Origin of the sequence: Bradyrhizobium sp. 134 (assembly GCF_023074155.1) — a bacterium.
Lineage (GTDB): Bacteria > Pseudomonadota > Alphaproteobacteria > Rhizobiales > Xanthobacteraceae > Bradyrhizobium.
On record NZ_JADPKX010000045.1, the window covers coordinates 517,818 to 525,144 of the forward strand.

Consider the following 7,327-nt stretch of genomic DNA (forward strand, 5'->3'; position numbering starts at 1 on the left):
CAGGCGACGTTCGTTAGCTGGCATTGCGACCGCCAGAGAAAGGCCACTCTGCTGCCGGTCCCCGTAGGCCGTGTCGGGAGATGGCGAAGATTATTTCTACCTGCCCTGCCCTGCGGTAGCCTTAAGGCCTTCGTTGGATGTGTACTCGCCTCTTGCGCCCCGGACGATTTGTCAGCAGCTTTCAGCATCAAGTAGGTCCCGGCGAACGATGATTTCTGTTGTGGTCGGGTCACGACAGCATGCCTTTTGACCGACGATATCTACGTTGGAGGGTCAAACCATTTCGCTTCGTACGCCTCTGGCGCTTCTGATCATATCCCTAGGTGCGATCGCGGCGGCCTGGTGGTGGCTGGCCAAACCGATCAACTTGGCGCGCGCACCGATCGATCCGAATGCCAAACTGCATTGCATATCCTACGCGCCCTTCCGCAACAACCAAACGTCAGAGCCGCCGACACCAGTGCCGCGAGACCAGATCGCGGAAGATCTCGCCCAACTTGCCAAAATAACCGACTGTATCCGTACCTATGCGACTGATCTCGGTCTCAATCAGATCCCCGAACTTGCGTCCAAGGTGGGGCTGAAAGTCATTCAGGGAATTTGGCTCGACAGGGACCGACAGAAGAACGCGACGCAGATATCCACGGGCATACGCCTGGCCCAGCATTATCCGGAAACCATCACCGCGCTCGTGATCGGCAATGAGGTTCTGTTGCATCGGAAGATGACGCCTTCCGACCTTGCTGCCTTAATCCGCTCGGTCAAGGCACAAGTGCCGGTCCCCGTCACCTATTCCGACGTCTGGGAGTACTGGTTGCGCTATCGGGAACTCGGTGACGCGGTCGACTCCGTCACCGTGCATATCCTGCCATATTGGGAAAACGTCCCGGTCCCGGCGAAATCTGCCGCTGCTCACGTCGACGCCGTTCGAAAGCAGGTGGCGTCGGCGTTTCCGGGCAAGGAAATCCTGGTTGGAGAAACTGGTTGGCCGAGCGAAGGGCGGATGCGCGGTTCGGCGCTACCGTCGCGCACCAATCAGGCGCGGGTGGTCTCGGAGGTCCTCGATGTTGCCCGGCGCGAGAATTTCCGCGTCGACCTGTTCGAGGCGTATGATGAATTGTGGAAGCATGAGTTCGAGGGCACCGTCGGCGGATCGTGGGGCTTATTCGATTCCGCGCAGCGCACGCTGAAGTATCCGCCCGGCGTCCCCGTCAGGAATTATCCGCTCTGGAAGCTGCAAATGAGCGCCGGAATGGCGCTGGCGATCCTGGTGTTCGGCGCTGCATGGCTGACCTCGCGCCGGAAGCCCTCGCAGCCCCGGCTCGTCTCATGGTTTGCGGTCGGAATATTGGCAAGCACCGCCGGAGTCCTGTTTGGGGTGGCCGCTCAAAAGATGTTCTATGAAAGCCACCATGCGGGCAGCTGGCTTCTGTGGGGCGCACTTCTGGTGGCGGCAACTGGCTCGCCAGTGTTCGGCGTTAACGCCTTGATGTCGAGGCGCGCACCGCCCACATTTCTTGAACTGCTGGGCCCGAAGGACTACCGCACCCTATCGGTCCTGGCGATGATGCACGGATTGATCTTGATCGTAACCGTCGTGATCGGCGCGGAGACCGCGCTCGGCTTCATGTTTGACCCGCGCGAAAAGGATTTTCCTTTTGCGGCCCTCACTATGGCGGCGGTCCCTTTTGCGGCTATGACGCAGCTCAATGGCCCCAAGAAAGGAATCCGCCCTATGGCGGAAGCAATATTTGCCGGCGTGTTCTTGGTGGCAGCCCTCTATGCGGCGCTTAGCGAAGGGCCGGACAATTGGCAGTCGTTGTGGACTTGTGCTGCCTATATACTGCTTGCGGTTACGCTATGGCGGGCGCGCGCTTGAGAAAACCTGGCCTGCGGACTTCCGGTTTCGGTCATTCGCGTCGGTCCGCCCTGAGTCGAAGGCTTCCTGTTCTCCCCCACTCCAGACCTGCCGATGCGCTGCCTCAACAGGCGATGGGCCATCCACCGCCATGAGTACGAAGTCGTGAGGGTAATCTGGGCGGCCGGATACTGGGCGCAAAGATCGATGCCCCAAGTAGCCCGCGAGCGTGCCAAACAGGCAATGACGGACGGAGGCCGAAGCCTGGTCCGTTCGCATGAACGGCTACGGACGCTTTCCCTTCAAAATGGCCGGGGAGCGGATCTAAGGCGCGCACGGACGCCTGAGCACATGGCTTTCGATCAGGGGTCCTGGGTTCTAGCCCCAGCGCGCTCACCAGGCAAAATCAATGACCCAAGCCCAGCATTTCCCGCCTGAGAATCAAGCCAGGACACATCAGGGTAGCACCGGGGTAACTAACATGTGATCGGCAGAGACCGCGCCTCCGGCAACGCCTGTTTGCGCGCGGCGGAGCGCACAGGAAGAGACGGCTCTGGTGTATCCCAGCCTCGCGAGGTGGAGCCGTTCTCGTTTGCGGGTTTGGACTGGCCACTCCGCGCAGGTTCACGTGCCCTATTTCCAACGCCGTCATTCCGCGCCGCTGCCGCGCATGCTCCGCACTGGCACCGCTCTTGCTGATGAAACGGTAAACCGACCATTAGGCATTGAAATGTGTGACGCCATGAGATCGATGGTGTGTCAAAAGAATGCGGCCGGCATCGCTGTCAGATACGCACCCGTGTTCTTACTGGCCCGTCTGCAGCCACGGCGAAAAACCCTCCGGCTGCACCGAAAGCTGCCAGCCAACTCTAGGCAGATGCGCTCCATGCGCGAGAACTCGTCGGTGTCGTGCTGATGTCGCCCCATGCGGCCGCAGACTTCCGATCGCCGACGCGGTCCCCTCTTTCTCGCAGTTGTGAAGCCGGCACAGATTGTGAGGGAACAGTCGGAGCATCAGATAGGGGCAGTTGCGGAATTGGAGCTGACCCTATGCGCTCGGTTTTGGCGGTGAGTTTCTCGATGCTCCTGTGCACCTCGGCCGACGCTGCGAAGGTGCGTCACTCTCGGGCACGCCAACCCGCGGCGGAACGTCCGAGCCCAGATGTCAATTCTCGGGCACGCTTCGCGGTCCCCGGATGGAGTGACGATGCAACGCGGCGATGGCTGGATAACGCTTCGTCCAATGTCGGCCGCGGTGGCTAACGACCGCCTCAGCCTCTCGCGGCTGCGCGTAACCTCTTTCGTGATGGGGCTCGACGTCCTATCTCCGAGACATTCGTGACGCGCTCGAGTGGAAAGGGATCCAAATGCGCAACTCATAATTGCCGGCGTCACCCTTGCTTCGCTGGTTTCAGCCGAGGCGGCCGATGATTGCCGCAGACAAACAAAGAAGATGGACAGCTGCAGCTACATGCTTATGGGCGGGCAGTCGGTCGATCTACCAGTTGGCGCAGACGTCTGCGTCCGCTCACCCGCCCCATATACAAACGAATACGCGCTGCTTCACTGTTATCTGCCCCTTCAACAGGTCGATCTCGTATCGCGTGGCGATTCCCGCTGTAAGGAAAAGTATGGAGATCGCCAGCGGAAAAAGTAGCCATTCCTGGCCGACGCCTCTCGTTCCGGCTTATCCCGGTCAGGGCGCTGTTCCGGCTCAGCGACCCTGGCTTTTAATCGGTGCCAGAGACCGAAAAACCCGCCGGCTCCGGTAGCCGACGGGTCCTCTATGCCCATGCGTACCGCGGTACTCGTCACCAATCCGCGATGATAGATCCTAACGCGATACCTGTTTACGGTAGGTTACCGCTTTAACCGCCGGCGGTGCGTCAGTAGCCGCTGCCGGGCGCGCCGCTCGGCGCCGGCGCTTCATTGGTCACGCTCCCCTATGATTCGCTTGATCTCATCCTTCACGATCGCCTGATCCTCGGGCGAAGGTTGAGCATATCTCGCTGCGACCTGCTCGGCGGACGCAGCTGCGTCTCTCGACCGCGGCGCTCGTCGACCATCTTCTTGAGGTCCATCAGACAGCCGCCGAGCATCCAGTCGAAGCTGATGCGGTGACGTCGGCAGTACTCGGCAAGGTCCTCGGACGGGGTCCGGCCAACCATGGGCGGCGCATCGAGCTTCCACTCGACCTCTCGGAAAGCTCTGTGCTGAAGTGCGTAGACACTATGTAGGGCATAAATTGCAGTCCGCGCCCTGGGAGCGCTGAAATTGAAATTGAGGGAAAACGTCCGGCTCAGATCACGCCCACAATGATCAAAACTCCGACCTCGACCAGTAGGAGCGTACCCGTCGCTGCGGAGATGAAAAACCAATCACCTAATGACAGGAACTGCATGATCCGCCTCCCAATTTGCCAAAGAAGCGGCCCCTACATCCATTGGACCGCGTAAGCAGGGGCACGATGATGGGGCCGCTTCCAGGAGGTCCTTGACGCGTGCGTCCGGCGCCAAGCATTCGCATTCTAATCCAAATTTAAATCTCGTCTAGCATTTAATTCAGTTAATTGATATTTAATGGGGTGACATTTGAAAAGATTGCAAGCCGCCGATCTCCTAGTGGGGCGAGCGAGGGTCGCTTTTTTGGCGGCGAGCTATCCATCTGCTTGGTCGCGCCATTCGAGCGGCGAGCTCGGGCCTTACGTACATCGGGCCGCCGCCGCATCGGGTTTGTTGGTGTCGACGCCCACAAAGGGAAAGGGAATGGGTCAGCGACGATCTGGACGCACGTGGAGAGGCACGACTTTATCCATGTCGCTGTAACCGGAGCGCCGGCTTTGCAGCTTCACCACCTGCTCGAGTTCGAGAGCCTCTATGGCGAGCTCATCTGCCAAGCGTTCGAAAAGTGCGCGCTTTTGCGGGTCGCTCGATCGCCTGCTCATAAGGACCAAATCCGCGGCATCGGCACGGAGTTTGTCCAACTTTTCCCTTAGGTCCGCCATGGTATCGGCCCCGTCCTAGACCCACCTCGTCATGCGTGACGGGATGCAGGTCAACGGCGGAACACGCATTGGTTCTTCGTTAACCGATTGTTAGCTCGACATTCGTAGGGCCGAGATGTGTGAACGAGCGCCCGCTAGCTTTGCCGAGCGCGCGTCTGCGGCTATCCGATCAATGCTTCAGTGCGCACACGTGGTCACGAGCAGCATGGTCCGGCTGCATTGCCAATCGGAGCCCAACATTGGTTCAGGGACTCCACGAGGAGTACCGATGGCCATAGTAGTACCAGCCGCGACCAGAACAGCGGCCGTCAGCGCGAGCATTCGATAGGTTGCCAAGTTCCACTTCATTGCGCTTCCCTCCATTAGAAGCGCGCACGCCACGTTCGGTGATACTCTGCCAGTTGTGAACTACTTCACACAATGCGCATCACAGCCGTGTGCAGGAAGCCCGCCGGCATGAATTGGTGGGCATTGTTCGCCAACGTCGCGCTTCCCTACCCATTGACGATTGACTCTGACGGCGGCGCCGCTTGGCTAATCATAGTCGGGATCACTGGCGATATCCCGAGCAACACGGGCGCCGTATTCGATGGCTAGTTCAGCAGAGCCAAACACCTGCCCTGCATCGTCCGCCTGTGTCTCTCCCTTGTGGAAAATCGGGAAGTAGTAACGTCTCATTGCTGCGGCCCTCGTCCTAGGCGCGATTATGCCCGAGCCTCGGGACGGCGGCGCACCTTTCGGAAACGACAGGGGTCCGTCAAACAGCGCCGGATGGGCGTGTGCGAGAATCCGCAGTACCTAAACCCGATCAGCCGGCCGTCGAGTGCGAATTGCCCGAGGACCAAACTCAATACCAGGCTAAACCCGTCCGACGGCGGGACATGATCGGGTGAACACGCCTTGTTGCTCAATCCGGTCGCAACGAAACGTGCAGCCGTGAGCGCAGGCGAAGACTTAGGCCTCCGCAATTGCGAGCGCACCTCGAACGCGTGTCGATATACCGGTCCCGAATTATCACCTGCTGGCGTGCCGATATCATCCAAAACGCTCGCCAGCCGGGCAAGTAGTCTTCGCACGTCTCCACGAACGCGTCGGATCAATTACCGACTTTTCAAAGATTTTGCGGTGTCCAGATGCTTTTGCAACGTATCTATCTGGCCGGAAGCATATTCTCCGGCAGCATCCTTAGTTTTTGATGCCTTCTTGTACTCGGCGATATCCTTTTCGTGGTCTGCGACCATGTGATTCGCGAACATCTTATCGAAGCCCGCGCCGGACATTTTTGACATCTTATCATGGTCGGCTTTTTGCTTCGCATTCGGTCCGCTTGGTGAGTTCATTCCAAGTCCTTGGGCAGCATCTAAAGCCTTCTGGTTGGCGGCAGCGTGGTCTGTGGAAAGCATTCTGCCAAATGACTTTACGGCATCGCTTTGACCGTTCTGCTGGGCCAGCTCTCCCATGCTCACTTCAGCGAAATTGCCTTCGATTGCTTTCTTTAGGAACGTTTCGCTTTGCTTATCTTTCGCAGATGCGTCGGCAATTGAGATCGCCATCAAGGTTGCTGTCCCGAGCGACACAAGCAGTCTGTTCATCGGCAAACTCCTACGGGTTCTTTGCCGTGAACACGCCTATCGTGGAAGAGGTTCCAATTCAGCACATCGGGCGCGTTCCCTCTAGCACTGCGAGCGCAGGTACGAGGGGCCAAGTGAACAGCGGCTCAAATCATGGAGATGCGGAACGTCCGGCAGGTCCGATAGCCGTCCACGGGCGCCGGTCTGCTCGGTGCACTAGTCCTTTGAACCTATCCGGTGGCGCCCCGCTCCGAACTGCAGACCCGCCTTAATCGCCGCGACGTCCTTGTGGGCCTAAGCGATCCACTGCCAACGCCCCTCCTGGCATTCAGGTCGACGCCACGGTTCCGACTTATCTTTAGATCTCATTCCGTTGCGACAAGGAGCGGTCAGCAGCAACTGGAACATGGCTCGAGCAGCCATGTAACGCGCCGCGGACCGGCTCCTCTCGCTTCCGACCAACAGAAGGTTTCCGGATGGACTTGAAACAGACCACCGCCAGCCGCGGCCGCGCCGCCGAATCCAAAGATCAAAGAGAGCAACGTCGCCAACTGTCATGGCGCGAGCACCCTGAAATAAGCACCCGAAAATAGACAGAACACATTACAAATCTGACAGCCCAACTTTCGGCTAATGTCAGGTTCCAAGGCGTGATACATTTAAAATTAGTAGAAGCTTAAAGCATCCGTCTCCTCGACGATCTGCGGTAGTGACCTATATAGAATGCGACTGCCCATCCGCGTCGCGCGCCCGCGACGCTTCCAGCTCAATCCGCGCTGCTTCACCGAAAGCGTGAACTGAATGTCACCTTCCTCTTCCGACAAGATCGCGCTCTTCATCGATGGAGCCAATCTCTACGCGACGGCGAAAACTCTGGGCTTCGACATCGATTAC

The 7,327-nt window shown here is 58.7% G+C and carries 3 protein-coding genes and 1 pseudogene; 2 read left to right on the forward strand and 2 right to left on the reverse strand.

Annotation, left to right across the window (positions count from 1 at the left end):
- Nucleotides 1-265: 265 nt before the first annotated feature.
- Complete coding sequence (locus IVA75_RS17405) at nt 266-1,879, forward strand: glycosyl hydrolase family 17 protein (RefSeq protein WP_247282093.1); 1,614 nt, start codon at nt 266-268, stop codon at nt 1,877-1,879.
- A 3,517-nt stretch (nt 1,880-5,396) separates the two neighbouring features.
- Here IVA75_RS17405 and IVA75_RS17410 read toward each other — a convergent pair.
- Entirely contained in the window at nt 5,397-5,540 is a 144-nt protein-coding gene (locus IVA75_RS17410) for a hypothetical protein (protein WP_247289115.1), read from the reverse strand.
- 422 nt (nt 5,541-5,962) lie between these two features.
- Nucleotides 5,963-6,454: a DUF4142 domain-containing protein gene (locus IVA75_RS17415; RefSeq protein WP_247289113.1), complete on the reverse strand. Its 492-nt coding sequence runs from the start codon at nt 6,452-6,454 to the stop codon at nt 5,963-5,965.
- Between the two features lie 780 nt (nt 6,455-7,234).
- On the opposite strand from IVA75_RS17415, the pseudogene IVA75_RS17420 reads away from it, so the two are divergent.
- Nucleotides 7,235-7,327: pseudogene (locus IVA75_RS17420) on the forward strand (NYN domain-containing protein); the annotation flags it as partial.

What these genes read in the sequence shown, in the direction of transcription:
- IVA75_RS17410 (WP_247289115.1), bottom strand. Translation starts at nt 5,540, where the DNA reads ATGAGACGTTACTACTTCCCGATTTTCCACAAGGGAGAGACACAGGCG.
- IVA75_RS17415 (WP_247289113.1), bottom strand. Translation starts at nt 6,454, where the DNA reads ATGAACAGACTGCTTGTGTCGCTCGGGACAGCAACCTTGATGGCGATC.